2 protein-coding genes and 1 tRNA gene are annotated in these 2,471 nt (G+C 31.2%); 1 reads left to right on the top strand and 2 read right to left on the bottom strand.

The genetic code is table 11. The features are described 5' to 3' along the window. Window positions 1-314 precede the first annotated feature (314 nt). Window positions 315-399, bottom strand: a tRNA-Ser gene (locus ABY298_RS15995). A gap of 458 nt (window positions 400-857) precedes the next feature. Between ABY298_RS15995 and aroC the strand changes: the two genes are divergently transcribed. After that, entirely contained in the window at window positions 858-1,922 is a 1,065-nt protein-coding gene (aroC, locus tag ABY298_RS15990) for a chorismate synthase (RefSeq protein ID WP_372747040.1), read from the top strand. 14 nt (window positions 1,923-1,936) lie between these two features. On the opposite strand, the gene ABY298_RS15985 is transcribed toward aroC, so the two are convergent. Then, window positions 1,937-2,471: helicase-related protein (locus tag ABY298_RS15985; protein ID WP_372747039.1), on the bottom strand; the 535-nt coding region annotated here is incomplete at its 5' end.

Below are 2,471 nucleotides of genomic sequence, written 5' to 3'. Positions count from 1 at the left end.
TAAAGGAATTACACTGGTTTCTAATCCAAATTGAGGTATAAAATAAGCTATTATTATGGTGCAAATAATTGCTAAAACAAATTTATCTAATTTCACAAAAGTAGTATAAAGTTAATTTTATTTTTATGTTTAAAGGTATTCCAATTACGTTGCAAATTAAGTAAAATTAAAGTGAGCAATGGTAAAAAATAGACTAAAAAAACTGTTTTAAATTTAAAGTCATTTAAAAAATAACGTTTTTTAAATGATGCTAATTATTATTGTTACAACTGAATTAAAAAAATAAAGCCTTGTATTAAAATACAAGGCTTTTGCGGAGAAAGAGGGATTCGAACCCCCGGAGGTGTGACCCTCAACAGTTTTCAAGACTGCCGCATTCGACCACTCTGCCATTTCTCCAGAAGTCTCATCAGGTATTCCCTGAATGCGGATGCAAATATAAAACGCTTTTTTGTTTCACTCAAATTTTTTTGTGTTTTTTTTCAAAATATTTTTTCAAATAAACAAGTTCAAATGCTAACCAATTAAAAGTATGGATAATAGCATTGATAATATGGTTTACAGAAATATTATTTTTCTATTGAAACCGTTTTTTATTTAAGTATTAATGGCTTTTTAGTGATTTTTAGTTTATTATTTTAGTAATAAGCTGTAATTTTTACAATAGAAGTGCTTGTACAGTAGTTTTTGGTTTACATATTTTTAGATTTTAATTTTTAAGGGGCAAGGTGTTGTTTACAAAGTAATTGTTAATTCTTGTCATTAATGTAATAAAAGGATCGTTTTTTTAAGGTTATTTCATTCCATAAATAAACCATCTGTTAAATTCTTTTTTTACATTTGTCAACTAAATTATTATTATGTCTAATTCATTTGGAAAATTATTTACTATAACCACTTTTGGTGAATCTCACGGTCCTGCTATTGGTGGGGTAATTGATGGCTGTCCTGCTGGCGTTGAATTAAATTTGGATGCAATTCAGTTGGAATTAGATAGAAGAAAACCTGGGCAATCTAAAATTGTTACGCAAAGAAAAGAGCCAGATGAAGTTCAGTTTTTATCAGGTATTTTCGAAGGTAAAACCACTGGAGCTTCCATTGGGTTCATTATTAATAATGTTCACCAACGTTCTAATGATTATTCGCACATAAAAGATTCTTATCGTCCTTCACACGCAGATTATACTTATGATAAGAAGTATGGTGTACGCGATTATAGAGGAGGAGGAAGAACATCAGCGCGTGAAACTGCAAATTGGGTTGTAGGTGGTGCTGTTGCAAAACAAGTAATTCCTAACATAAAAATAAATGCATATACATCTTCAGTTGGTGATTTATTTTTAGAAAAACCATATCAAGATTTAGATTTTTCAAAAACAGAAGAAAATATAGTTCGTTGTCCTGATGCTGAAATTGCAGAAAAGATGATTGAGAAAATTGACGCTATTAGAAAGCAAGGTGATACAATTGGAGGTACAGTTACTTGTGTTATTCAAAATGTTCCTGTTGGATTAGGTGAACCTATTTTTGATAAGTTACACGCCCAGTTAGGAAAAGCAATGCTTAGTATTAATGCTGTAAAAGGTTTTGAATATGGAAGTGGATTTTGCGGTGCTAAAATGAAAGGGAGCGAGCATAATGATATTTTTAATGCTGACGGAACTACAAAAACAAATCTTTCTGGTGGAATTCAAGGAGGAATTAGCAACGGAATGGATATTTACTTTAGAGTAGCTTTTAAACCTGTGGCAACTATTATGCAAGCTCAGGATACTATTAATAAAGATGGAAATATTGTTGAAATGCACGGAAAAGGTCGTCACGATCCTTGTGTTGTTCCAAGAGCAGTTCCAATTGTTGAAGCTCTAGCAGCAATGGTTTTAGCAGATTTTACTTTATTAAATGCGAAAGGTTCTTTTTAGTTTTTAAATTAAAACTAAACTTGCTCTTTTAGTAATTTAATTTCGTCACGTAATTTGGCAGCAACAATAAAGTCTAAAGCTTTAGCAGCTTCTTCCATTTGTTTACGTTTTTCTTTAATTCTAGCTTCAATTTCGCTTTTTGGCAAATAAGAAAGGTTTTGTTCTGCAGCTAAATCTACTGAATTATCATAATGATATGAAGATACCGTATTTTTTGCAAGTGTATTTTCTATACTCTTTTTAATTTGTGTTGGAGTAATTTTATGGGCGGTATTGTATGCAATTTGTTTTTCTCTTCTTCGGGTAGTTTCATCAATAGTTAATTGCATACTATTGGTAATCTTGTCAGCATACATAATAGCTTTACCTTCAACGTTTCTTGCGGCCCTACCAATGGTTTGAGTAAGAGAACGATGCGAACGTAAAAACCCTTCTTTATCGGCATCTAAAATAGCAACTAATGAAACTTCGGGTAAATCTAAACCTTCACGTAATAAGTTTACACCAATTAAAACATCAAACAAACCTTTTCGTAAATCCGACATTATT

The organism is Lutibacter sp., assembly GCF_041596795.1.
Lineage (GTDB): Bacteria > Bacteroidota > Bacteroidia > Flavobacteriales > Flavobacteriaceae > Lutibacter.
Note: the sequence above shows the minus strand (reverse complement) of the source record. Positions and strands in the feature narration are given on the sequence as shown.